The sequence below is a fragment of the Pseudonocardia spirodelae genome (assembly GCF_037727765.1).
Taxonomy (GTDB): domain Bacteria; phylum Actinomycetota; class Actinomycetes; order Mycobacteriales; family Pseudonocardiaceae; genus Pseudonocardia; species Pseudonocardia spirodelae.
In genome coordinates this window covers 61,987-84,203 of the sequence record NZ_JBBJUP010000012.1, presented here as the reverse complement: position 1 = coordinate 84,203, position 22,217 = coordinate 61,987, and the positions used below count along the sequence as shown (strand labels likewise).

The window sequence follows — 22,217 nt, the reverse complement described above, 5'->3', positions numbered from 1 at the left end:
GTGGACCGGACACGCCCCGGGGTCGCGGCCGCCGTCGCCGTCGCCCGGGCGCACGGGCTCACCGTCACCGCGGCGGAGGTCCTCGACGACGGCCCGGTGCTCGTCGTGCGCCTGCACCCGGCGCCCGTGCTGGCGCACGTGCCGCAGCGGCTCTCGGCCGCGCCGCCGGCGGTGCGCACCCAGCTGACCCGGGAGGTCGAGCTGGTCGGGGCGCTGCACCGGGCGGGCGCGCCGGTCGTGCCGCCCAGCCCCGAGCTGCCGCCCGGCCCGCACCTGCGCGACGGCCACTGGGTCTCCTTCTGGACCGACGTCCCGGTCGACGGATCGTGGGAGCCGACCACCGCCGACGCCTCCGCGGCGCTCGCCGAGCTGGCGACCGCCCTGACCTGCCAGGGCCCGGACCTGCCGCTGCTCGGCCCGGCCCGGCACGACGTGCCGCGCGGGCTCGCCGGGTTGTCCGGTGTCGCCCACCTGCTCGGCGACGGCGACGCCGACGCCGTGCGCGAGCAGGCCGCCGGGCTGCTGGAGTTCGCCGCGGCACCGGGTGTCGCGACGGTGCCGCTGCACGGCGACCCGCACCCCGCCCGGCTCGTGCCCGCGGCCGGCCGGCTGCTCTGGACCGGTTTCGGCGACGCCTGCTCCGGCCCCGCGGAGTGGGACCTCGTGCCGCTGCACTGGCTCGACCGCTGGAGCGGCACCGACGTCGTCGCGGCGCACCATCGTCCCGACCCCGACGTGCTGCGCCGGTGCTCGCGGCTCAAGGCGCTGCACCTGATCGCCGAGGCCGTGCTGGCCCCCGGCACCTACGACGAGGCGCCCGGCCACGGCGCACACCTGCGGACCATGGTCGACGTGCTGCTGGAGCGCCGGTGAGCCTCGACGCCGCCTGGTGCGCCCAGTTCGACGTCGTCCGGGCGCTGTGCGACCACCACCTCGACCGGCTCACCGACGACGAGCTGAGCTGGGTGCCCGCACCGCTGCACTGGACCGTGCACCGCACGGCGGAGGGCTGGGAGCCCGACTTCCCCGCCGACGGCGTCGAGCCCGACCCGGTCCCGGCCCCGACGGCGGCCTGGGTCGCCTGGCACCTGCTGTGGTGGTGGGGCACGGCGTCGGCGGAGCTCGCCGGGCGCGCGCACCCGGCCGCGTCCCCGTACCCGGGGTCGGCGGCGGCCGTCGCCGCGGCGCTGCGGGAGCGGGCGGCGGTGTGGCGGGCGGAGCTGGAGCGGGCCGACCCGCACCGTCCGGTCGCGTTCCCCTGGCCGGAGGGGCGCACGGTCGCCGACCTGGTCGGCTGGGCGCACGTCGAGCTGACGAAGAACGTCGCCGAGCTCGGGCAGCTGCGGGTGCTGCGCGGGGCGGGGGCCGGTGGCGCCGCGGGCCGCTGACCCCGCTCTCCGGTGGTCACGGCACCGGGGGTGCGGGCAGACTTCGCGGATGTCGACGCTGCGTTCGGTCGCCCCGGTCCTCGCCACCGCCGACCTGACCCGCTGGCTCGACCACTACCGGGCGCTCGGGTTCACCGTCGAGTGCTACGACGACGGCTACGGCTTCGCCCGGCTCGACGGCGTCGAGCTGCACGTCTCGGTGCTGCCCGGGCACGACCCGGCACGGACGGCGGGATGCGCCTACCTGCACGTCGAGGACGCCGACGTCCTGCACGCGCGCTGGTCGCCGGTTCCGGGCGGGCGGGACGTGCCGCCGGTCGACACCCCCTACGGCCTGCGCGAGGGCGCTCACCTCGACCCGGACGGCAACCTGCTCCGCTACGGCTCGCCGCTGCGCGGCTGAGTCAGCCGCGCACCCGCTCCCGCCGGTCGATCACCACGAGGGCCATCGCGGCGACGACGGTCACCGCCGCCGGGTAGAGCCACACCGGCCCCGGCAGCGCGTCCGCGACGTGTCCCCACGACCCGGCCCCGCCGGTCACGACGTACACGACCAGCGGGATCACCCCGAGGGTCACGCCGATCAGGCCGACGACGCTCTGCAGTCCCTTCACGGTCCCCACCTCCGCTCGTTGCGATGCAGTCGCATTGCAACAGACGCCCGCCGGCCGTGTCAATGCGATCGCATTGCTACAGTCGGGCCGTGCCCCGCTCCGTCGACCACCACGCACGCCGCTGCGAGATCGCGGACGCGGTGCTGCGCCTGGTCGCACGGTCCGGCACCGAGGCCGTCTCACTGCGGGCGGTCGCCGCCGAGGCCGGCATCTCGATGGGCCGCGTCCAGCACTACTTCGCGACGAAGGACGCGCTGCTGCTGCACGCCCTGACCCGCTCGCACGAGCGGATGGAGGCCCGCATCGAGCAGCGGGTGGGCGCCACCGGCGGGGACGAGCGGGACGTGCTCGCGACCGTCCTCGACGAGCTGCTCGGCGGGCACCCGGAGACCCGCGACGCCCTGCGGATCCACGCCGCGTTCGCCACCCGCGACCCCGACGAGCGGGCACGCGCCGTGCTCACCGACGGCGACGAGGAGATCCGCGCGCTGGCCGTGCGGGTCGTCGCCGTCGCCGGGTCGTCCGACCCCGACACCGACGCCCACGCGCTGCTCGCCCTCACCGCGGGCCTCAGCGACGAGGTCGCCCTGCACGGGGCCCCCGTCGACCGCGCCCGGCGCACGCTGACCGCGATGCTGGACCGTCTCGCGCCCGCGGCCCCCCGCTCCGCCGGCCCGGTCAGGCGTCGGTGACGGGCTGGCGCAGGATCGTCCGCAGCTTCTCCGGGGCGGCGCGGCGCGGGTCGCTCAGGTAGATCTCGTGGTGGCGCCCAGTCATCCGCAGCCCGTGGGACGGCACGAACCCGGTGTGGATGCGCTCCAGCAGCGGGCCCTCGTCGTCGTAGGGGCCGACGTGCAGGGCCTGCACGCAGCGGCCCTCGGCGAGCGTCTCGTGGCGGACGTCGCCGATCCGCGCCGGCGCCCGCGTGGTCCGGACCCGCGCGACGGCGGCGTCGAGCATCTCCCCCGGCACCCAGTCCGGCACCATGATCATCAGGGTCCAGGACCAGCGGGACTTGTCCCGGTCGCGGGTGAAGGCGTCCATGTCCTCGGCCCACCAGAGCCCTTCCAGCGGCATGACGACGTGGTCACGGCCCAGCTCGCGGCTGCTCGCGAACTTGGCCGCGTAGGCGACCGGGTAGAGCGCGGCGAGCGCGTCGGCGTAGGCGGCGGTGTTGGGGTCGCCGTGGCCGTCGATCATGAGATAGCGCAGGTCGGGGACGTCGACGAGTTCGGGGGTGTCGCGGCGCGCGGAGTAGCAGGGCAGCTCCCGCTTGAGGTCCACCTTCGCCGGCACCGGGCCATCGTGGCGCACGGGCGCCGCCCTGCCCAGCCCACCGGGGACACTGGGGCGGTGGCATGCATCGGGCCGGGCGACGTCGCGCTGACCATGGCCGACATCCGGGTGGTGACGCGGTTCGCCGCGGGGTGCGCCGCCGGGGTCCTGCCGCTGTTCGACGTGCCCGGCGACGACCGCCCCCGCGCCGCCCTGGACGCCGCGCTGGACTTCGCCGGCGGCGCCGAGCGCTCCCGGCGCCAGCGGGTGACGGCGGTCGGGGCGGCCCGGGCCGGACGGGCGGCGCCGTCGGGACCCGCCCGGCACGCGGCGCTGGCCGCGGCGGACGCGGCCGCCTCGGCGTACCTGCACCCGCTGGCGCGCGCCACCCAGGTCGGGCACGTCCTGCGCGCCGCCGCGCACGCCGCGTACGCCGTCGAGCTCGCCGACGGCGGCGGTCCGGAGACCGGCGACGCGGCCCTGGAGCGGGCGCGGCTGCGGGCGGGACCGGACCTCGTCGCCGTCCTCGTGCGCTACCCGCGGGCCCCGCAGGGCCGCAGCCGGGTCGCCCGGCTCATGAGCGACCTCGACGACGCCCTGCGCCGCACCGCGCCGGCGGACTGACCGGACCGGACGCGACGGCGGCGACCTCAGCCGTCGGGGGTCAGCTCCACCAGCGGGATCGACCGGAAGAGCGCCTCGTCCGGCTGCCCGGCGCGCCCCGGCATGCGGGTCAGCAGCCGGCGGACGAGCGACCAGGTCCAGCGGTGCTCCGTCCGGTACTCGGCGAAGCGGTCCAGCGCCTCGGCCTCGCCGAGCACGCGCGCCGTCGCCGGCACCCCCCGCTGCCGCGACAGCCACAACCGCACCCGGGGGTTCTTCTCGACGTTGCGGAACCAGTCGGCGGTCCGCCCCAGGCCGGCGGGGACGAGCACGCGTCCGTCGGGGAGGCGGCGGACGACCTCCAGCACGACGTGGCGGGGACGTCCGGTGCGCCGGCCGACGTGCTCGACCATGAGGACGCGGTGGCCGAACACGACGCCGTAGCCGGCGGTGAAGACGGGGATCGGGGCGCGGGCGAGCGACCGGACGACGCGCTGCACCGGTGACCTGCCCATCGCCCGACCCTAGGGCTGCGGCCGGGCGAGCGGGCTGCGGGCCACCCGCTCGACGAGGTGGACGGTGACGGTATCGCCTGCCTCTCTGCCGATCGCCTTCCGCAACTCTGCGGTCACGGGCAGCGTGTGCGTCCCGTCGCCGAGCGCCATGAACGAGCTCCGGAACGCGTGGCCGTCGATGGTGCCCCGGATCCGGACGAGGCCCGCGTGCCGACGTACTCCGCCGACCAGTCGGTGCGCACGTACACCCGGCCGCCCGGTGCATCGCTGCTGCTCTCCAGCGTGCCGGTGACCGTGTGGTCGCGGGCGTGGGTGGTGTCGGGTGCGCTCATGACGGGCTCCTCGTCGGTCGGGCTGCCGGCAGGTCGGGCCGACTCATCGGTGGCGTACGTCGGCCGCGGCCCGGGTCACGAGGTCGTCGTGGTCGATCGTCCGGCGGTCCGTCCCCCGACGCGGTCGACCGGCTCGTCTTCGGGATCTCGACGCGACGCCGAGGGCCCACGCTCTCCGGAGCGGTGCCGGGCCGGTCGGAGCCGAGTGTCCCGCGGTGGGCGTCACCAGGGTCGCGGTCGGAACGGGTGCCCCCGGTCGGACTCGAACCGACACTGGGACCCTTTTAAGGGGCCTGCCTCTGCCGTTGGGCTACGGGGGCGCCAGGCCACCCTATCCACGCGTGAGGAGTGCCGTGCCGAACACCGAGAAGGTCGACCTCCGCGGCGCCGCGGCGACCCTGCTGATGACGCTCTACATGCGACGCGTCGACGCCCGCTCCCGCCGTCCGATCCTCGGCGACCCCTGGGCCGAGCCGCTGTGGGACCGCATCACCCACGACGTCCACGGGCTCTGGCAGTTCACCGGCGACGTCTCCGCGATCGCCTGCCGGGCCGCGATCCTCGACCGGTGGACCCGCGAGTTCCTGTCCGCGACGCCGGACGGGCAGGTCCTGCACCTCGGCTGCGGCCTGGACAGCCGGCCGCTGCGGGTCGGGGTGCCGCCGACGTGCCGCTGGCTCGACGTCGACCAGCCCGGCGTCGTCGACGTCCGGCGACGGGTCTACGGCGACGACCTCCCGGACTCCGTCGAGCAGGTGCCCCTGGACCTGACCGCCGACGACGGGTGGCCCGCACTCGACGCCGACCGGCCGACGCTCGTCGTCGCCGAGGGGCTGTTCATGTACCTGCCCGGCGAGACCGTGCACGGCATCGTGGACCGGGTCGTGTCCGGCACGCCCGACGCGACGCTCGCGTTCGACGCCGCCGCCCCGTGGACCGTGCGCGTCTCCCGGTGGACGCCGACCTTCCGCGCCGTCGGCACCGAGTTCCGCTGGGCCTGGGACCCGGCCGGGTTCGCGCACCGGCACCCGGAGCTGACCGAGCGCGACGACGTCTCGGTCTACGACGAGGTCTCGCTGCGCGAGCCGCGGGTGTGGCTGCGACCGCTGCTGTCCGCGGCCGGGCACGTCCCCGCGATGCAGGACGCACTGCGGCTGCACCGCTTCGCCACGGGCTGACGGCCCCGCGCCGGTCCGGTCGGCGACGGGACCGGGGTGCGGTGCTGCGCCCCGGTGAGCAGAGCAAAGGGGCCCCACGACACCCCCTCCGAACTGCGGGAACGACGTTTATCGTCGATTCGGCGACAATCCGGCGGCGCGCGCGGTGTCGGCCAGGACCTGCTCGACCATCGCCGGCGTGAGACGTCCGGTGAAGGTGTTCTGCTGGCTCACGTGGTAGCAGCCGAACAGCGCCAGCGGCTCCCGTCCGGCGCGGGCCGGTGCCAGCGTCACCGTCGCGCCGTGGCCGAACCTCGGGGCCGGGCGCGGCACCGTCCAGCCCGCCCCGGCGAGCACCGGCAGCAGCGCCTGCCACCCGAACCCGCCCAGCACCATGACCGACCGCACCGTCGGCGCGAGCAGGTCGAGCTCCTGCTCCAGCCAGCCGCGGCAGGTGTCGCGCTCGGCGGGGGTCGGCTTGTTCGCGGGCGGCGCGCAGTGGACCGGCGCGGTGATGCGGACCCCGTACAGCTCGAGGCCGTCGCCGACGTGCGACGCCGTCGGCTGCGACGCGAGGCCGACGGCGTGCAGCGCGGCGTAGAGCACGTCGCCGCTGCGGTCGCCGGTGAACATCCGCCCGGTGCGGTTCGCGCCGTGCGCGGCCGGGGCCAGCCCGACGATCAGCATCGCCGCGTCGGCGGGGCCGAAGCCGGGCACCGGTCGTCCCCAGTAGGTCTGGTCGCGGAACGCGGCGCGCTTCTCCACGGCGACCCGCTCGCGCCACTCGACCAGCCGCGGGCAGGCGCGGCACTCGCTGACGCGCTGGTCCAGGGCCGCCAGGTTCATGCGATCGAGCGCGCGATGCCGTCCAGGATGTCGTGCTCGGACACGACCACCTTCTCGATGCCGGCGCGGGCGTGCAGCTCGTCGGCGAGCGCCTGCACGACCAGCGAGCCGGCGCCGATGACGTCGACCCGGCCCGGGTGCAGCGACCCGTGCTTCTCCCGCTCCGCGCGCGAGGAGTGGATCAGCAGGTCCGCGACGCGGTGCAGCTCGTCGCGGGTCAGCGTCGAGTTGTGCACCATGTCGCGGTCGTAGGCGGGCAGCTCCTGGGCGATCCCGGACAGCGTCGTGATCGTGCCGGCGACGCCGACCCAGGTCCGCGCGCTCTGCAGCGGCACCGAGGCGAACGCCTCGGCCAGCACCTCGGCGGCCACAGCCCGCGCGGCGTCGATCTCGGCCGGGGTGGGCGGGTCGGAGTGCAGGCACCGCTCGGTGAGCCGCACCGAGCCCATGTCGACCGACTTCGCCGCGGTCACCTCCGCGACGCCGTCGCGCAGCTCCCCCACCACGACCTCGGTGGACCCGCCGCCGACATCGGTGACCACGAACGGGCCGTCGTCGGGATCGAGGTCGCCGACCGCGCCGACGAACGACAGCTGGGCCTCCTCGTCGCCGGTGATGACCTCCGCGTCGACACCGAGGGTGTCGCGGACCATCGCGAAGAAGTCCTCGCGGTTCGACGCGTCACGGGTCGCCGACGTCGCGACCATCCGGACCCGCTCGGCGCCCTTGCGGCGCGCGGCGACGGCGTAGTCGGCCAGCGCCACCCGGGTGCGCTCCAGCGCCTCCGGGTCGAGCCGGCCGGTCGCGTCGACCCCCTTGCCGAGGCGCACGATGCGCATCTCGCGGTGCAGGTCGCGCAGGTCCTTGTGTCCGTCGAAGGACTCGGTGACGTCGGCGACGAGCAGCCGGATCGAGTTGGTTCCACAGTCGATGGCGGCGACCCGCGACATCGGCACCTCCAGGGGGACGGGCGTCGGAGATCACCGTACGCGGAACCGTGGATCGCGGGCGCCGCGCCAAGTTACCCTCGGGTAGTGACGACGACGCACCCGCCCGCACCGGTGTCCGACCTCGGGACGCACCAGGTGACCAACCAGGTCCCGCCCCGCGCCGACGGCGACCTGCTGGGGGCGGACCCGGCCGTCGTCGAGGCGGTGGTGCGGGAGGGCGGGGACCGGCGGGCGCTGGAGGCCGTCGCCGCCGCCGTCGGGACCGCGGAGCACCGCGAGCACGCCCGGGCCGCGAACGCCTGCGAGCCGGAGCTGCGCACCCACGACCGCACCGGGCACCGCGTCGACGAGGTCGCGTTCCACCCGTCCTGGCACGCGCTGATGCGCACCAGCGTCGAGCACGGGCTCGCGGCCGCGCCGTGGGCGGCGGCACCCGGGACCGGGGCGCACGTCACCCGCGCCGCGGGCTTCTACCTGACCTCGCAGGTCGAGCAGGGTCACCTGTGCCCGATCTCGATGACCTACGCGTCCGTGCCCGCGCTGCGGCACGCCCCCGAGCTGGCCGCGGCGTACGAGCCCGGCCTCACCGCCCGCACCTACGCGCCCGGGCTGGGCGTCCCGGCCGGCAAGCCCGGGCTCCTCGCGGGCATGTCGATGACCGAGAAGCAGGGCGGATCCGACGTCCGCGCGGGCACCACCGTCGCCACCCCGCAGCCCGACGGCAGCTACCGGCTCACCGGGCACAAGTGGTTCACCAGCGCCCCGATGAACGACCTGTTCCTCACCCTCGCCCAGGCCCCGGGCGGGCTGACCTGCCTGGTCCTGCCCCGGGTGCTGCCCGACGGCACGCGCAACGCGATCCGGCTGCAGCGGCTCAAGGACAAGCTCGGCAACCGGTCCAACGCCTCGTCGGAGATCGAGTACGCGGGCGCCGTCGGCCGGCGCGTCGGCGAGGAGGGGCGCGGCGTCCGCACGATCATCGAGATGGTGTCGATGACCCGGCTGGACTGCGTGCTCGGCTCGGCCGCGACCGCGCGGGCCGCGGTGACCGAGGCCGCCCACCACGTCGCGCACCGCTCGGCCTTCGGCACCCGGCTGGCCGACGCGCCGCTGATGCGCGAGGTACTGGCCGAGCTCGCCGCGGAGACCGAGGCGGCCACGATCCTCGCGCTGCGCCTGGCCGGTGCCGTCGACCGGGGCGAGACGGCGCTGCTGCGCCTGGCCCTGCCGGTGTCGAAGTACCTGGTGTGCAAGCGGACCTCGACCGTCGTCGCCGAGGCGCTGGAGTGCCTGGGCGGCAACGGCTACGTCGAGGAGTCCGACCTGCCGCGGCTCTACCGCGAGGCCCCGCTGAACTCGATCTGGGAGGGCTCGGGCAACGTCACCGCGCTCGACGCGCTGCGGGCCATCGCCCGCGAGCCGCACGCCGTCGACGCGCTGCTGGCCGAGGTCGACCTCGCCGCCGGCGCCGACCCGCGGCTCGACGCCGCCGTCACCGCGCTGCGCGCCGAGCTCACCGCACCCGAGGAGCGCCGCGCCCGCCGCCTCGCGGAGCTGGCCGCGCTCGCGCTGCAGGGCTCGCTGGTCGTGCGGTACGCCCCGGCCGCCGTCGCGGACGTGTTCCTCGCGACCCGGCTGGAGACCGACGGGCCGCTGCGCACCGCGGGCACCCGGCCGGGCAAGGACTCCGCCGGGGTGCTGCTGGAGCGGGCCACCCCGCAGGGGTGACGGCGGCTCAGCAGCAGGGGCCGGTCCCCCACCAGTCGCCGATCTCGGCCAGCGCCTCGTCGCCGAACGGGTTCACCCCGGAGCCGGCGGCGAGCGCGTGCGCGACGTGCACGTGCAGGCACTTCACGCGGTCCGGCATCCCGCCCGCGGTGACGTCCGGGTGCGTCGGCAGCGGCGCGATCGCGTCGCGCTCGGCGAGGTAGGCCTCGTGCGCGCGCCGGTAGGACGCGGCCAGCTCGTCGTCGGTCGCGAGCCGGTCCTCCATCTCCTTCATCCGGCCCTCGGCCTCCAGCGTCCCGATCCGGGACGCCAGCCGGGCGCAGGTCAGGTAGTAGAGCGTCGGGAACGGGGTGCCGTCGGGAAGTCTCGGCGCGGTCTGCACGACCGACGGGTGCCCGCAGGGGCAGCGGTGCGCGACGGCCAGGACACCGCGCGGGGCGCGGCCGAGCTGGGCGGCGACGGCGTCGAGGTCGGTCTGCGCGACGGGCCCGGCCTCCAGGCCGGGCGGGCGGTGCGGCGTGCTCACACCCTCATCGTCGCGGTTCGCCCGTGACGTCGTTCCACAGGGTGTGGAACCACGGGACGCCGGGCTCGGCCTGGCCGTCCTCGACCACGGGTGCCGGCGGCGCGGGGAACTGGACGACGTAGGGCGTCTCCCCCGGCTGCACCATCCCGAGCCGGGTGCGGGCCTGCGCCTCCACCTCGGCCGGGTCGGAGAGCCGGGCGCGGTCGGCCGAGAGCCGTGCGACGTCGGCCTCCAGCGTCTGCTGGTCCTCCGAGACGGCGGCCAGCTCCTGGCGCTGGGCCACGAAGTTGTGCAGTGGGACGGCCACGGTCAGCGCGAGCGCGCACACCACGATCGCGAGGATCGCGGCGCGCTTGGTCGAGGACAGCCCCAGCAGGCCGGTGGTGCGGGCGACGACCTCGCCGGCCCGCGACCGGGCCCGGGTCAGCCGCGGCCGGGCGGCCTGCGGCCCGGACGGGCGCGAGCGCGCGGCCCCGCCCCCCGACGACGACGCGGGGGCCCGTGCGGAGCGGGCGGTCGGCGTGCGCGGCTTGGCCGCGGCCCGGGCACGGCCGCCGGACGTGCGGGCGCGGGTGTCACGCCCCCGTCCCCGACGTTCCGCCATGCGCCCTCCCGTCCGATGTCTCGTGCGCTGCCGCGGTGCCGCTGCGTGGCGACCCGTCCAGCATGCCGCCCGATCGGGCGCGAGCGGGGGTGCCGCGCCGGACCGTCCGCAGACGGTTCGGCGCGGCACCCGCCCCGTTCGGGCGAACGGCCGTGGAGCGTCAGCTCTGGCCGGGCACCTGGTAGCGCGGGAACGCCAGCTCGCCGTTGTAGCGGGCCGCGTCGCCGAGCAGCTCCTCGATCCGCAGCAGCTGGTTGTACTTCGCCACCCGCTCGGACCGGGCCGGGGCGCCGGTCTTGATCTGGCCGCAGCCGGTCGCGACGGCCAGGTCCGCGATGGTGACGTCCTCGGTCTCCCCGGAACGGTGGCTCATCATGCAGCGGTAGCCCGCGTTGTGCGCCATCGTCACCGCGTCGAGTGTCTCCGACAGCGTGCCGATCTGGTTGACCTTGACCAGCAGCGCGTTCGCGGCTCCGCGGGCGATGCCGTCCTCGAGACGCTCGGGGTTGGTGACGAACAGGTCGTCGCCGACCAGCTGCACCTTGTCGCCGATGGACTCGGTCAGGGCGACCCAGCCGTCCCAGTCGTTCTCGTCCAGCGGGTCCTCGATGGACACCAGCGGGTAGGCGGAGACGAGCTCGGCCCACACCTCGGACAGCTTGTCCGCGGTGATCTTCTTGCCCTCGAAGGAGTACTTGCCGGCCTCGTGGAACTCGGTGGCCGCGACGTCGAGCGCCAGCACGACGTCGGTGCCCAGCGTGTAGCCGGCCCGCTGCACGGCGGCCGCGATGAGGTCCAGCGCCCCGCGGGTGCCGCCCTTGACGTCGGGGGCGAAGCCGCCCTCGTCGCCCAGCCCGGTCGACAGACCCTTGTCCTTCAGCTCCGACTTCAGCGCGTGGTAGACCTCCGCGCCCCAGCGCAGCGCCTCGCGGAAGGTCTCCGCACCGATCGGCGCGACCATGAACTCCTGCACGTCGACGGAGGTGTCGGCGTGCGCACCACCGTTGAGGATGTTCATCATCGGCACCGGCAGGACGTGCGCGTTGGAGCCGCCGACGTAGCGGAACAGCTCCAGGCCCGAGGACTCCGCCCCGGCCTTCGCGACGGCCAGGGACACGCCGAGCAGCGCGTTCGCGCCGAACTTCGACTTGTCCGGGGTCCCGTCGAGGTCGACGAGGCGCTGGTCGACCAGGCGCTGGTCCACCGCCTCGACACCGACGAGCTCCGGGCCGATCTCGTCGAGGACGGCCGCGACGGCCTTCTCGACGCCCTTGCCGCCGTAGCGGCTCTTGTCGCCGTCACGCAGCTCGACGGCCTCGTGCTCGCCGGTCGAGGCGCCCGATGGGACCGCGGCACGCGCCAGCGTGCCGTCGTCCAGCGCGACCTCGACCTCCACCGTGGGGTTGCCCCGGGAATCGAGGATCTCGCGTGCCCCGACCTGCTCGATGACCGCCACCGTGACTCCTGTTCTGATCGAGGGTGTCGTCCGGTGGGCCAGCGTAGTCATCCCGAGGCCCTCCGCGGACGACGCTTGCGTCACCCTGCCCGCCCGGCGGCCGCTGTCAAGACCTCGCTTCCCGCCTGGATCACACCTAACGTGAGTGTGACCATGAGCAGTCCTCGCGCGAACCTCCCGGACCCGGTCGCCGCGTTCCGCCGCGCCGACCGGCTGCTCTCCCGGCACCGCCCGCTGGAGGCGCTCGACGCGCTGCGGCCGGTGCTCGACGCCGGCGACCCGGACGACCCCGGCGACGCCTCGGTGCACCTGCTCGCCGGCCGCGCCTACCTCGATTCCGCGCAGCTGCGCAAGGCGGAGTCCGCGTTCGGCCGGGTCATCGAGATCGATCCCGCCGACCACTACGCGCGCTTCGCGCTGGGCAAGACCCTGCAGCGGCAGGGCCGCCTCGGCGAGGCCGAGACGCAGCTGAAGATGGCCTCGGCGATGGACCCGCGCCCGGAGTACCAGGAGGCGCTCGGCGAGGTACGGGCGCGGATCGCGCTGTCACCCGACCGTCCCTGACCTGCCACAACGGACATCCGGGGATGTTCCCGGCGCGACACTTCCCCCCTCCGTCCGGGTGAGGTTAGCCTTCCCGCCCGGCAGCGCACCCTCACCTGGCGCTGGCCGCCGTGGGAGGACGCATGCTGGGGAACGCGCTCATCGGGCTGCGCGAAGGACTCGAGGCCGCACTGGTCGTGGCCATCCTGGTGGCCTTCCTGGTCCGCACCGGACGACGCTCGGAGCTTCCGCGGGTGTGGGCGGGCGTCGCGCTCGCCGTCGCCGTCAGCATCGGGGTCACGCTCGGGCTGACGCTGACCCAGCAGGCCCTGACCTTCGAGGCCCAGGAGGCACTCGGCGGGTCGCTGTCGATCATCGCGGTCGGCTTCGTCACGTGGATGATCTTCTGGATGCGCTCGCACGGCCGCACGCTGTCGCGCGAGCTGGAGGGCGCGCTGGACCGCGCCGTGGCGATGGGGCCGTGGGCCGTCGTCGTCATGGCCGCGCTCGCCGTCGGGCGCGAAGGCCTGGAGACCGCGGTGTTCTTCTTCGCCGCCGCCCAGGCCGCGGGCGAGACCGCCGGGCCGCTGGTCGGGTTCCTCGTCGGGATCGCGATCGCCGTCGCGCTCGCGTACGCGATCTACCGCGGCGCGCTGAAGATCGACCTGGGGCGGTTCTTCACCGTCACCGGCTTCCTGCTGATCTTCGTCGCCGCCGGGATCCTCGCCTACGGCGTCCACGACCTGCAGGAGGCCGGGATCCTGCCCGGCCTGACCACCGTCGCCTTCGACGTCAGCGGGGCCGTCCCCGCCGACTCCTGGTACGGCACCCTGCTCAAGGGGATCTTCAACTTCTCCCCGGTCACGACGGTGCTCGAGGCGGCCGTGTGGGTCGCCTACGTCGCCGTGGTCCTCACCCTGTTCCTGCGCCCGGCCCGCCGCCGCACCCCCGCCGGCGCCGGCGCCACGTCATGACCCGGCGCACCCGCGCCGCCGCACCTAGGAGAACGATGTCCCCCGTCACGCGCACGGCCGCCGGCCTCGCGTCCCTGACCGTCGCCGCCGGCCTGCTCGCCGGCTGCACCTCCACCGCACCGGCGGGCGGGGGCGCGGGCGACGCCGGCCCGATCACCGTGAACGCCACGGACACCGCCTGCGAGGTCTCCGCGACCGAGGCCCCGGCCGGCAACCTGACCTTCCGGATCACCAACGCCGGCACCAAGGTCACCGAGTTCTACCTCTACGCCGCGGGCGACCGGATCATGGGCGAGGTCGAGAACGTCGGCCCCGGGCTGTCCCGCGACCTGATCGTCGAGGTCCCCGACGGGGGCGCCTACACCACCGCGTGCAAGCCGGGCATGTCCGGCGATGGCATCCGCGCCCCGTTCACCGTCACCGGGTCCGCGCAGAAGGCCACCGACACCGACGCCCAGCTCGCCGCGGCCACCGCCGGCTACACCCGCTACGTCGCCTCGCAGGTCGACGCGCTCGTACCGACGACCCGCCAGTTCGTCGACGCGGTCAAGGCCGAGGACGTCGCGAAGGCTAAGGAGCTCTACCCCGTCTCGCGCACCTACTGGGAGCGCATCGAGCCCGTCGCGGAGTCCTTCGGCGACATCGATCCCCGGATCGACGGCCGGGAGGACGACGAGCGCGACCCCGGCGTCGGGTTCACCGGCTACCACCGGCTGGAGAAGGACCTGTGGACCACCGGTCTGCAGTCCGACTCCGCGGCCGTCGCCGACCGCCTGATGGCCGACATCACCGACCTGGCGAACCGGACGAAGACCGTGGAGCTCACCCCGGTCCAGCTCGCGAACGGCGCGAAGGAGCTGCTCGACGAGGTCGCCACCGGCAAGATCACCGGCGAGGAGGACCGCTACTCCCACACCGACCTGTGGGACTTCGCCGCGAACGTCGAGGGCTCCCGCGCCGCGGTGGCCGCGCTCCGGCCGACCGTCGACGAGAAGGACCCGACCCTCGGGCCGCTGCTCGACGAGCGCTTCGAGGCCGTCGAGAAGCTCCTGCAGAGCTACCGCGACGGCGACGGCTACCGGCTCTACACCGAGCTGACCCCGGCCGACACCAAGAAGATGACCGCCGCCGTCGACGCCCTGTCCGAGCCGGTCAGCCGGGTCGCGGGCGCCGTCACCGCATGAGCCCGCTGCACCTGTCGCGGCGACGGCTGTTCGGCACCGCGGGCGCCGGGGTGGCGCTCGCCGGGGCCGGCGCCGTCGCCGGGTACGGACTGTCCGGCACCGCCGGTGCCACGGCCGACGGCGTCGTCCCGTTCCGCGGCACCCACCAGGGCGGGATCGTGACGCCCGCGCAGGACCGGCTGCACTTCGTCGCCCTCGACCTGACCAGCACCGACCGCGCGGCCGTGCGGGACCTGCTGGCCCGGTGGACCGCGGCCGCCGAGCGCATGACGGCCGGGCGGGAGACCGCCGAGGGCGGCGCGCTCCCGGCCAACCGCTACGTCGCCCCGGCCGACACCGGCGAGGCCCTCGGGCTGCCGCCGTCGTCGCTGACGCTGACGTTCGGGGTCGGGCCCGGGTTCTTCGACAAGCTCGGCCTCGCCGACCGCCGCCCGGCCGGTCTCGCGCCGCTGCCGCGCTTCCAGGGCGACCGGCTGGACCCGGCGCGCTCCGGCGGGGACCTGTGCATCCAGGCGTGCGCCGACGACCCGCAGGTCGCCGTGCACGCGGTGCGCAACCTGGTCCGCGACGGCTTCGGCGTCACCGAGGTGCGCTGGTCGCAGCTGGGTTTCGGGCGGACGTCGTCGACCTCGACCGGGCAGGCCACCCCGCGCAACCTGTTCGGGTTCAAGGACGGCACCAACAACCTCAAGGCCGAGGAACCGGACCTGCTGGAGCGCCACGTCTGGGTCGGCGACGAGGGCCCGGAGTGGCTGCGCGGCGGCTCCTACCTGGTCGCGCGCCGGATCCGGATGCACATCGAGACCTGGGACCGCTCCAACCTCGACGAGCAGCAGCAGATCATCGGCCGCGACAAGGGCGAGGGCGCACCGCTGTCGGGGACCGCGGAGTTCGACGTCGCCGACCTCGCCGCGACCGGGCCGTCGGGCCCGCTGATCCCCGACGACAGCCACATCCGGCTCGCCTCCGAGCAGGAGAACGGCGGGGTGCGGATCCTGCGGCGCGGCTACAACTTCGTCGACGGCTCCGACGGCCGCGGGCACCTCGACGCGGGCCTGTTCTTCGTGGCCTTCGTGCGGGACCCGCAGCGCCAGTACGTGCCGATGCAGCGCCGGCTCGCCCGCTCCGACGCGCTCAGCGAGTACCTGGAGCACAACGGGTCGGCGCTGTTCGCCGTCCCGCCCGGGCTGGCCGACGGCGACGACCACTGGGGCCGCGCGCTGCTCGCCTGACCCCCGTCCCCCGGGCGCCGACGGGGTCGCTCAGGGGGCGGCCGGGGCCGCGGTGCGCTGCGCGTAGTCCGCGGCGGCGGACCACACGTCGCGGGCGTAGTCGCCGGAGGCGTTGTAGGCCAGCACCCCGCGCCACCAGTCGTCGGCGTCGGCGACGTCGCGCCCGCTCGCGCACAGGTAGCCGGCGGCGGCCAGTGCCGCGTCGTCGACCTGCTGCGGGTCCGCGACGCCGTCGCCGTCGCCGTCGGCGCCGTAGCGGGCCCAGGTCGCGGGCAGGAACTGCATGGGGCCGACCGCCCGGTCGAGCACCGGGTCGCCGTCGAGGCGGCCGCCGTCGGTGTCGGCGACCCGGCGGGTGCCGTTCGTGCCGTCCAGCGCGATCCCGATGATCGGCGGGTCGGCGCGGCCGCCGGGCCCGGGCTCGGCCCCGCGGAACGTCGCGTGCCGCGACTCGATCCGCCCGACCCCGGCGAGCGTGGTCCAGCTCAGCCCGCAGCGCGGCGTGCGCTCGCGCTGGCGCAGCTCGGCCGAGGCGTAGGCCTGCAGCGTGCGGGCCGGGATGTCGGCCTCGGCGGCCCGCTCGCGCGCCCAGGCGACGACGTCGGTGCCCGCGGGCAGCGCGGCCGCCGCGGGCGGGGCCGCGGCGCGGTCCACCGGCGTCCGGGGCAGCGACGGGCCGTACCCGGGACCGGTGGTCAGCGCGACGAGCACGATCAGGGCGAGGATGCCGCCGACGGCCGCGAGGAGCCTCGAGGTGCGCACGCTCACACGTTACCGGCGGGTATCACCCGTTCGGGGAGGGGGTCAGGGCATGTCCCAGTAGCGCCGCCAGTCCTCGGCGGACAACGCGTGCGGGTCGTGGCCGTCGGCGGCCGCGGCCTTCTCCGCGGCCCGCACCCGGGCCTCGAACGCGCGGGCGGTCGTGCGCAGCTCCGCCTCGGGGTCGGCGCCGCCGAGCTGCGCGGCCGCGGCCAGCCGGAACAGCGCCGCGCCGGTCCCCTCGTCGCCGGGCAGCAGGTCGGCGGGCAGACCGGCCTTCGCGGTGCGGGAGGTCAGCTTCGCCGCGAGCGCGACGGCCGGCTGCGAGGTGGCGACGCCGTCCACGCTGGACTCGCGCTGCTTCTCCGCGCGCTTGAGCTCGTCCCAGCGGCGGTCCTGGTCGGCCGCCGTCGCGACGGCCTCGCCCGCGGCGAAGACGTGCGGGTGGCGCCCCACGAGCTTGTCGACCAGGCCGGTCGCGACCTCGTCGATCCCGAACGGCGCCCCGGGGTGCTCGACGGCGACGCGGGCGTGGAACAGCACCTGCAGCAGCACGTCACCGAGCTCCTCGCGCAGCTCGGTGCGGTCGCCGTCCTCGATGGACTGGTAGAGCTCGTAGCACTCCTCGACGAGGTAGCGCAGCAGCGAGGTGTGGGTCTGCTCGGCGTCCCACGGGCAGCCGCCCGGGGAGCGCAGCCGGTCCATCACCGCGACGGCGTCGAGCACGCCGTGCCCGGTGGGCGGCCCGACGGCGCCGGGCAGCGCGGCGGCCGGGTGCCCGGCCGGCACGAGCAGCACGGTGCCCTCGGGCAGCGCGGCCGGGTCGGTGCCGTCCCACGGGCCGGCGCCCGCCGCGTCGGCGGCCTCCAGCCCGGCGACGGCGAGCACCGCGGACGCCGACCGCAGCGCGGGCAGCGCCGCGGCGGGCAGGGCGGCCCCGCGGCGCGGGCAGACGACGACCGTCGCCGCCATCAGCCCGCGGGCGGGGTCGGGGTGCCCGCGGCGACCGGGGACACGACGGAGGCCTGCTCGGCGCCCGGCACCGCGAGCATCTGGATCGGGTCCCACACCCCGTAGCGGGGGTTCAGCTCCACCCCGGTCCGCAGCGCGGTCGGGGTGAGCAGCCGGATCCCGGCCTCGGTCAGCGACTGGCGGTCGAGCCGGGCGATCGCCTCGGACGCGGGCCCGGCCGGGGCCGCGTCGGCGACGGTCCGCTGCGTCACGCGGACCACGACCCAGCCCTGCCCGCTGCCGAGCGGGAACGCCGCGACCCAGCCGGCCGGGATGCCGATCAGCGGGGTGAGCGCGGCCTGCGGGGTCTCCGCCGGCCGGATCGCGAGCCCGCGCTGGGTGGTCCCCGCGCCGGCCAGCGCGGTCTCGGCGCGCTGCCCGCCGGCGGCGACCTCGCGGGCGAGCGTGGCGGCCTGCGCGCGGTCCTGCGCGACCGCGACGTCGGCGGTCACCGACAGCCGGGGCAGCTCGCTGCGGGCGATCGCGGCCAGGGCGAGCTCGTCGCGGGTCGCGGCCTGCGGCCCCCCGACCGACAGCGACGACGCCTCGACCGCCTCCGCCCCGCCCTGCTGGGCGATCGCCTGCTCGACCTGCTGGTCGGTCACCGTCACCCCGAGCTCGGGGCCGGCGAGGTCGAGCAGGTCGCGGATCACCAGCTGGGACACCACGGCGCGCCCGATGTCGGCCTCGGAGCCGCCCTGGGACTTCAGCCCGTCGACGAGCCCGGGCCGGGCGAGCACCGAGGTGATGGCGGGCTGCACCGTGGCCAGCGGGATCGACTCCTGCCCGACGATCGCGGCCGCGTCGACCCGGCTCGGCCCGGTGCCGCAGCCGGCTCCCGCGGCGGCGACGGCCCCGACGATCAGCAGGGCGGCGGTGATCCTGCGAGTGCGCACGGCGGTCACCCTCTCACGAGGTGTGGTGCCCATCTCCCCCGCCCGGTCGCGGTGGCAGCGCGGACCGGGCCGTCGACGGCCGGGTCGCGAGGTCCGGCGGCCGCGCCGGCGGGTGTTCGGCGAGCCGCTCCAGGGCGATCCCGATCGCCCGGTCCAGCTGCGGGTCGCGGCCCGCGGCCCGGTCCTGCGGGGTCACCACGACCTCCACGTCGGGGTCGACGCCGTGGTTCTCCATCGTCCAGCCGAGGTCGTCGAACCACGTCGCGTAGCGGGGCTGGGTGACCAGGGTGCCGTCGACGAGCCGGTAGCGGCTGTCGATGCCGATCACCCCGCCCCAGGTGCGGGTCCCGACGACCGGCCCGACGCCGAGCCGCTTGATCGCGCCGGTGACGATGTCGCCGTCGGACCCGGAGCGCTCGTCGGCGAGGGTGACGACCGGGCCGCGCGGGGCCTGCTCGGGGTAGGTGGCGGCCGCGCCGTGACGGGGCAGGTCCCAGCCGATCACCCGCCGCGCGAGCTTCTCCACGACCAGCTGCGAGGTGTGCCCGCCGCGGTTGCCGCGCACGTCGAGCACCAGGCCGTCCTTCGCGGTCTCGCGGGCGAGGTCGCGGTGCAGCTGGGCCCAGCCGTAGCCCATCATGTCCGGCACGTGCAGGTAGCCGAGCCGCCCGCCGGAGCGCTCGTCGACCTCGGCCCGCAGGCGGGCCACCCGGTCCTGGTAGCGCAGCTCGTCCTCGCTGCGCAGCGGGCGGACCGCGACCCGGCGGACGGTGCCCGCGTCGGGCCGGCCGGGCCCGGAGCGGACGGTCAGCTCGACCGTGGTCCCGGCCGTCGCGGTGAGCAGCGGGGCGGCACCCCAGTGCGGGTCGAGCGGGCGCCCGCCCACCTCCAGCAGGACGTCCCCGGCGCGGACGTCGACGCCGGGCCCGGACAGCGGGCTGCGCGCGGCGGGCGCGGAGGTCTCCGGCGGCAGCACGCGGCGCACCCGCAGGCCGGGGCCGTCGCCGTCGGGCTCCAGGTCGGCCCCGAGCAGGCCCGGGCGCCCGCCGTGGTCGCCGGCCGGGCGGACGCCCTTCACGTAGGCGTGCGAGGTGCCGAGCTCGCCGTGCAGCTCCCACAGCACGTCGAGCAGGTCGTCGTGGCTGCCGACGCGGTCGACCAGCGGCCGGTAGCGGGCGGTCTCACCGGCCCAGTCGACGCCGGCCATGTCGGCGACCCAGAAGTGGTCGCGCATCAGGCGGGCGGTCTCGTCGAACATCTGCCGCCACTCCGCGGCCGGGTCGACGGTGACGACGAGGCGCCGGGTGTCGATCGTGAACTCGTCGCCGCCCGCGTCGTCCTCGGGGGTCGAGGAGCTGCCCCGGTCCGCGCGCAGCAGCCGCACCGTCCCCCGGTCGCGGACGACGAGGCGCCTGCCGTCGCCGCTCACCGCGAACGACGACGCGGGGTCGGCGATCACCGTCGTGGTGCGGCGGGCCAGGTCGAACCGCTCCAGCACCGCACGCTCGGGCTCGGCGTCGTCGTCGGGCAGGCTGTCGCCCAGCACCCCGGTCCCGCCCGGGCTGCGCAGCCACACCAGGCCGCCCTGCACCGCGGCGAGCCGGGCGTAGCGGGCCGCCTCGACCGGGACGCCGACGACCCGCCCGGCCAGCCCGTCGACGTCGACGACGACCTGCGGCGGGGTGTCGTCGTCGCGGGCCGCGCCGCGCCCGCCGGTGTCCGCCCCCGCGCCCACACCCGTGGCCGCCCCGGTGGCCGCCTGCGGGGTCGCCGCGGCCGCGGCGGTGTGTGCGGCGCCGGGGTCGCCCGCGCCCTCGCCGGGACCCGGCGGGACCGGCGGGACGGGCGGCGCCGCGGGCGGGTCGCCGGGACCCTCGTCGGCCGGGTCGACCGGCCTGCCGTCCGGCCCCGCCCCGAACGGCGACGGCGTGCGCGCCGCCAGCGGCACCAGGAACGGCTTCCACCCGGTGCCGAAGGACAGGTCGAAGGAGTGGTGGTCGTAGGCCGGGTCGAACACCCGCCGGGACAGGAACGCCAGGTGCCGCCCGTCGGCGGTGAACACCGGGTCGCTGTCGTGGAAGCGGGCCGGGGTGACCTCGGTGTGCGCGCCGTCGGCGACGCGGGTCAGCATCACCCGCGACAGCCCCTCGGCCGTCGGGTCGCACCAGGCCAGCCAGGCCGAGTCCGGGGACCAGGACACGTCGCACGGCTCCCAGCCGGGGTTGCGGTGCAGCTCGCGCAGCTCCCCGGCCGGCCGGTCCGGGGCCGGGCCGTCGACCACGCCGTCCGCGGCCGCGCCGGTCCAGGCGGCCCCGCCGCCGGCCGGGGCGGGGTCGGGGCCGGTGTGCAGCACCAGCAGCCGCCCGTCGTGGGTGGTCAGCGCGACCGCCGAGCCGTCCGGGGCCGGGGCCAGCTCCAGGACCCGCCCGATCCCGCCCGCGGCGTGCCGGGTGGCCGCGGCCGCGTCCGGGGCGTGCGGGTCCAGCGGGGCGACGACCACGGCGTCCTCCCCCACGGCGTCGTCGACCCACACGGCGCGCCGGGTGCCGAGCGGGTGCGCGAGCCGGGCGCGGACGCCGGGCTCGGCGAGCAGCGCGCGGGCCGGGCCGTCGCGGTGGGTCAGCCGGTGCACCGTGCCGCGGACCGACACCACGCTGGCCCGCCCGGTGCGGTCGGGCCGGACCGGTCCGAGGTCGGCGGGCACGGACGCGCGGAACGGCTCGCGGGCGCCGCGGGGCCCGCCGAGGCGCACGTCGAGGCGGTGCGGGCGCGACGCCGCGGACAGGTCGTCGAGCAGGAAGATCTCCCCGGCGGCCTCGTAGACGACGCGGCGGCCGTCGGTGCTCGCGTGCCGCGCCCAGAAGTCGGGCACGCCCGGGTCCCCCGCGCCGTGGTCGGTGTGGCGGCGCAGGCCGGTGTCCGGCGCGTCCAGCGGGACGGAGTAGACGTTGCCCCAGCCCTCGTGGTCGGAGACGAACGCCAGCCGCGGGCCGGAGCCGTCGTCGACGATCATCGGGCACTCGAGCTGCCCGGCGAGCCCGGCCAGCACCCGGGTGAACTCGCCGGTGCCGCCGGCGTCGAGCCACAGCCGCCCGGCCCGCCCGCCGCGGTAGCGCTTCCAGTGCGCGGCGTCGCGCCCGCCCTCGACCTGGGTGAGCACGGCAGGCCCGCCCGGCTGGTGGGCGAGCGCGGTGAGCGTGCCGTGCGGCAGCAGCCGCGGTGCGCCGCCGGTCGCGGGCACCGCGTACGCCCACAGCCGCGACGTCGCGTCGCCGTGCGCGGACAGCGCCACCACCTCGCCGCCGGGCGTCCAGCCCCCGGCCCGGGTCAGCAGGCCGCCCCACCAGGTCAGCCGGGTGACCGGGCCACCCTCGGCGTCCACCCGGTACACCTCGGGCGCCCCGTCGCGCAGCGACGCGAAGGCGACCGACGCGCCGTCCGGGGACACCCGGGGCGCGGTGACCGGCACCGTGTCCGCGGTCAGCCGGTGGGCGCGGCCGCCCTCCACCGGGGCGGTCCACAGGTCGTCCTCCGCGACCAGGACGAGGGTGTCACCGTGCAGGTGGGGATGGCGCAGGAACGTCACCCGCCGACCGTAGCCGCCGGCACCGACACCCCGGACGG

24 protein-coding genes and 1 tRNA gene are annotated in these 22,217 nt (G+C 76.4%); 11 read left to right on the top strand and 14 right to left on the bottom strand.

Features of this window, described 5'->3' with window-relative positions:
* Genes WJX68_RS15865 through WJX68_RS15855 form a run of 3 tightly spaced genes read left to right on the top strand, consistent with a single transcriptional unit; the run spans position 1 to position 1,791 of the window.
* Positions 1-873, top strand: a complete 873-nt coding sequence (locus WJX68_RS15865) for a phosphotransferase family protein (RefSeq protein WP_340291534.1) — start codon at positions 1-3, stop codon at positions 871-873.
* Positions 870-1,388 (top strand): DinB family protein, encoded by a 519-nt coding sequence (locus tag WJX68_RS15860; protein ID WP_340291532.1) that lies wholly within the window; start codon positions 870-872, stop codon positions 1,386-1,388. Before WJX68_RS15865 ends, WJX68_RS15860 begins: the two co-directional genes overlap by 4 nt.
* A 49-nt stretch (positions 1,389-1,437) precedes the next feature.
* The gene (locus tag WJX68_RS15855; RefSeq protein WP_340291530.1) at positions 1,438-1,791 is read left to right on the top strand and encodes a bleomycin resistance protein; all 354 of its coding nucleotides are present in this window, start codon (positions 1,438-1,440) and stop codon (positions 1,789-1,791) included.
* 1 nt (position 1,792) lies between these two features.
* Here the strand turns inward: WJX68_RS15855 and WJX68_RS15850 are convergent, their stop codons facing one another.
* Entirely contained in the window at positions 1,793-2,002 is a 210-nt protein-coding gene (locus tag WJX68_RS15850) for a hypothetical protein (RefSeq protein ID WP_340291528.1), read from the bottom strand.
* Between the two features lie 89 nt (positions 2,003-2,091).
* On the opposite strand from WJX68_RS15850, the gene WJX68_RS15845 reads away from it, so the two are divergent.
* Positions 2,092-2,694 (top strand): TetR/AcrR family transcriptional regulator, encoded by a 603-nt coding sequence (locus WJX68_RS15845; RefSeq protein ID WP_340291525.1) that lies wholly within the window; start codon positions 2,092-2,094, stop codon positions 2,692-2,694.
* Here WJX68_RS15845 and WJX68_RS15840 read toward each other — a convergent pair.
* On the bottom strand, positions 2,681-3,298 hold the full coding sequence (locus WJX68_RS15840) for a GyrI-like domain-containing protein (RefSeq protein WP_340291523.1): 618 nt from the start codon (positions 3,296-3,298) through the stop codon (positions 2,681-2,683). The two genes, WJX68_RS15845 and WJX68_RS15840, sit on opposite strands and share 14 nt — an antisense overlap.
* Positions 3,299-3,355: 57 nt before the next feature.
* Between WJX68_RS15840 and WJX68_RS15835 the strand changes: the two genes are divergently transcribed.
* Positions 3,356-3,901: a putative immunity protein gene (locus tag WJX68_RS15835; protein WP_340291520.1), complete on the top strand. Its 546-nt coding sequence runs from the start codon at positions 3,356-3,358 to the stop codon at positions 3,899-3,901.
* 26 nt (positions 3,902-3,927) lie between these two features.
* Here the strand turns inward: WJX68_RS15835 and WJX68_RS15830 are convergent, their stop codons facing one another.
* The 3 genes from WJX68_RS15830 to WJX68_RS15820 all read right to left on the bottom strand — a co-directional run bounded on the left by WJX68_RS15830 (position 3,928) and on the right by WJX68_RS15820 (position 5,047).
* Entirely contained in the window at positions 3,928-4,395 is a 468-nt protein-coding gene (locus WJX68_RS15830; RefSeq protein ID WP_340291518.1) for a nitroreductase family deazaflavin-dependent oxidoreductase, read from the bottom strand.
* Positions 4,396-4,404: 9 nt separating this feature from the next.
* Positions 4,405-4,575 carry a DUF1905 domain-containing protein gene (locus WJX68_RS25240; RefSeq protein ID WP_422785715.1) on the bottom strand — a complete coding sequence of 57 codons (171 nt, stop codon included), beginning with the start codon at positions 4,573-4,575 and terminating at the stop codon, positions 4,405-4,407.
* Between the two features lie 399 nt (positions 4,576-4,974).
* Positions 4,975-5,047, bottom strand: a tRNA-Leu gene (locus tag WJX68_RS15820).
* A 33-nt stretch (positions 5,048-5,080) separates the two neighbouring features.
* On the opposite strand from WJX68_RS15820, the gene WJX68_RS15815 reads away from it, so the two are divergent.
* Complete coding sequence (locus WJX68_RS15815; RefSeq protein ID WP_340291516.1) at positions 5,081-5,905, top strand: class I SAM-dependent methyltransferase; 825 nt, start codon at positions 5,081-5,083, stop codon at positions 5,903-5,905.
* A gap of 108 nt (positions 5,906-6,013) precedes the next feature.
* On the opposite strand, the gene WJX68_RS15810 is transcribed toward WJX68_RS15815, so the two are convergent.
* Both WJX68_RS15810 and WJX68_RS15805 read right to left on the bottom strand, forming a co-directional pair.
* Positions 6,014-6,730: a uracil-DNA glycosylase gene (locus WJX68_RS15810; RefSeq protein ID WP_340291514.1), complete on the bottom strand. Its 717-nt coding sequence runs from the start codon at positions 6,728-6,730 to the stop codon at positions 6,014-6,016.
* Positions 6,727-7,680 (bottom strand): Ppx/GppA phosphatase family protein, encoded by a 954-nt coding sequence (locus WJX68_RS15805; protein WP_340291511.1) that lies wholly within the window; start codon positions 7,678-7,680, stop codon positions 6,727-6,729. The genes WJX68_RS15810 and WJX68_RS15805 overlap by 4 nt, the downstream gene beginning before the upstream one ends.
* An 84-nt stretch (positions 7,681-7,764) precedes the next feature.
* Here WJX68_RS15805 and WJX68_RS15800 point away from each other — a divergent pair, with 84 nt between their 5' ends.
* The gene (locus WJX68_RS15800; RefSeq protein WP_340291509.1) at positions 7,765-9,408 is read left to right on the top strand and encodes an acyl-CoA dehydrogenase family protein; all 1,644 of its coding nucleotides are present in this window, start codon (positions 7,765-7,767) and stop codon (positions 9,406-9,408) included.
* A 7-nt stretch (positions 9,409-9,415) separates the two neighbouring features.
* On the opposite strand, the gene WJX68_RS15795 is transcribed toward WJX68_RS15800, so the two are convergent.
* From WJX68_RS15795 to eno, 3 genes are all read right to left on the bottom strand, one after another.
* Positions 9,416-9,934 carry a DUF501 domain-containing protein gene (locus WJX68_RS15795; RefSeq protein WP_422785713.1) on the bottom strand — a complete coding sequence of 173 codons (519 nt, stop codon included), beginning with the start codon at positions 9,932-9,934 and terminating at the stop codon, positions 9,416-9,418.
* 4 nt (positions 9,935-9,938) lie between these two features.
* Positions 9,939-10,538: an FtsB family cell division protein gene (locus WJX68_RS15790; RefSeq protein ID WP_340291507.1), complete on the bottom strand. Its 600-nt coding sequence runs from the start codon at positions 10,536-10,538 to the stop codon at positions 9,939-9,941.
* 160 nt (positions 10,539-10,698) lie between these two features.
* The gene (eno, locus tag WJX68_RS15785) at positions 10,699-11,994 is read right to left on the bottom strand and encodes a phosphopyruvate hydratase (protein ID WP_340291505.1); all 1,296 of its coding nucleotides are present in this window, start codon (positions 11,992-11,994) and stop codon (positions 10,699-10,701) included.
* Positions 11,995-12,147: 153 nt separating this feature from the next.
* Here eno and WJX68_RS15780 point away from each other — a divergent pair, with 153 nt between their 5' ends.
* The 4 genes from WJX68_RS15780 to efeB all read left to right on the top strand — a co-directional run bounded on the left by WJX68_RS15780 (position 12,148) and on the right by efeB (position 15,927).
* A complete protein-coding gene (locus tag WJX68_RS15780; protein ID WP_340291503.1) occupies positions 12,148-12,558 on the top strand; it encodes a tetratricopeptide repeat protein in 411 nt (136 codons plus the stop codon).
* 122 nt (positions 12,559-12,680) lie between these two features.
* On the top strand, positions 12,681-13,511 hold the full coding sequence (gene efeU / locus WJX68_RS15775; protein WP_340291500.1) for an iron uptake transporter permease EfeU: 831 nt from the start codon (positions 12,681-12,683) through the stop codon (positions 13,509-13,511).
* Positions 13,512-13,546: 35 nt separating this feature from the next.
* Positions 13,547-14,695, top strand: coding sequence for an iron uptake system protein EfeO (gene efeO, locus WJX68_RS15770; RefSeq protein WP_340291498.1), 1,149 nt, complete (start codon positions 13,547-13,549; stop codon positions 14,693-14,695).
* Complete coding sequence (gene efeB, locus WJX68_RS15765) at positions 14,692-15,927, top strand: iron uptake transporter deferrochelatase/peroxidase subunit (protein ID WP_340291496.1); 1,236 nt, start codon at positions 14,692-14,694, stop codon at positions 15,925-15,927. The genes efeO and efeB overlap by 4 nt, the downstream gene beginning before the upstream one ends.
* A gap of 30 nt (positions 15,928-15,957) precedes the next feature.
* On the opposite strand, the gene WJX68_RS15760 is transcribed toward efeB, so the two are convergent.
* From WJX68_RS15760 to WJX68_RS15745, 4 genes are read right to left on the bottom strand one after another with little or no spacing between them, the layout of a single operon-like run.
* Positions 15,958-16,689: a lytic transglycosylase domain-containing protein gene (locus tag WJX68_RS15760; protein WP_340291493.1), complete on the bottom strand. Its 732-nt coding sequence runs from the start codon at positions 16,687-16,689 to the stop codon at positions 15,958-15,960.
* 42 nt (positions 16,690-16,731) lie between these two features.
* Positions 16,732-17,658 carry a nucleoside triphosphate pyrophosphohydrolase gene (locus tag WJX68_RS15755; RefSeq protein ID WP_340291491.1) on the bottom strand — a complete coding sequence of 309 codons (927 nt, stop codon included), beginning with the start codon at positions 17,656-17,658 and terminating at the stop codon, positions 16,732-16,734.
* On the bottom strand, positions 17,658-18,593 hold the full coding sequence (locus tag WJX68_RS15750; protein WP_340291489.1) for a SurA N-terminal domain-containing protein: 936 nt from the start codon (positions 18,591-18,593) through the stop codon (positions 17,658-17,660). Before WJX68_RS15750 ends, WJX68_RS15755 begins: the two co-directional genes overlap by 1 nt.
* A 13-nt stretch (positions 18,594-18,606) precedes the next feature.
* Positions 18,607-22,179, bottom strand: a complete 3,573-nt coding sequence (locus tag WJX68_RS15745) for a S41 family peptidase (protein ID WP_340291487.1) — start codon at positions 22,177-22,179, stop codon at positions 18,607-18,609.
* Positions 22,180-22,217: the final 38 nt, after the last annotated feature.